Consider the following 758-nt stretch of genomic DNA (forward strand, 5'->3'; position numbering starts at 1 on the left):
CCACGGTCCTCACCCGCCTCGGCGTGAGCGGCAGCAGCGAGGATGGCGGCGGCGAGAGTGCGCCCCTCGTCGGGCTGGTAATCGCCACCGGTGACTGAGAGTTCGCCGCAGCAGGTCGATACCACCGCGACTAGGCCGTCGCCGAGCGCCCAGAGGGGCACCTCGTGCTGGGACTCGGGCGTGGCGTGTTCGCTGGTCATGTCCCTCTCGGGCAGGCGCACGATCGCGTAGCCGGCGTCGGTGAGCGCGTCGAGTGCGGCTTGAGCAGTGTGCGTCTGCGCGTCTCGGCACGGCGTGCACTCGCCGAACCGATGAGGCTCGTGCACGTCGCACGTCCAGCCGTCGTCGTTGATCGCTTCGGCGATGACGTCCCGCGCGTCCTGCCCGGTCATGCCGCACCGTCCTCGGGCGTCCAAACGACGAGGGCGGGCACGCCGAGGTCCTTGCCGACTTCCATGCCGGAGAATCGGCGATGCCCGGGGAGCTTCTCCCACACGCGCCCATACCCGCACCGAAGGATCGTTCCGACCAGCAGTGCGTCGAGGTCTTCGACTTCGCGCACAGTGCGGGCTTCACGCCAGGTCGCGGCGACGTGCGCGCGATGATCACCCTCGTCGTCGAACCAGGTGCCGCAATGGCAGAGGATGAGGTGGGCGTCCTCCTCGCCGGGATTGACGGATGCGTGCGCGGCTAGGTGCTTTTCGAGCGTGATCATGCTGCACCGCCGTCCGACTGTCCCCACTTTTCGATGACCGCAT

General features: G+C 68.5%; 1 protein-coding gene and 1 pseudogene. Both read right to left on the reverse strand.

Going from position 1 to position 758, the window contains the following annotated elements; translation table 11 throughout:
- Window positions 1–392: pseudogene (locus tag Y710_RS18345) on the reverse strand (hypothetical protein); the annotation flags it as partial.
- On the reverse strand, window positions 389–758 hold a 370-nt coding region (locus tag Y710_RS18350), incomplete at its 5' end, for a hypothetical protein (RefSeq protein WP_231875789.1). The gene Y710_RS18350 and the pseudogene Y710_RS18345, both read right to left, overlap by 4 nt.

Origin of the sequence: Gordonia sp. QH-12 (assembly GCF_001578675.1) — a bacterium.
Lineage (GTDB): Bacteria > Actinomycetota > Actinomycetes > Mycobacteriales > Mycobacteriaceae > Gordonia > Gordonia sihwensis.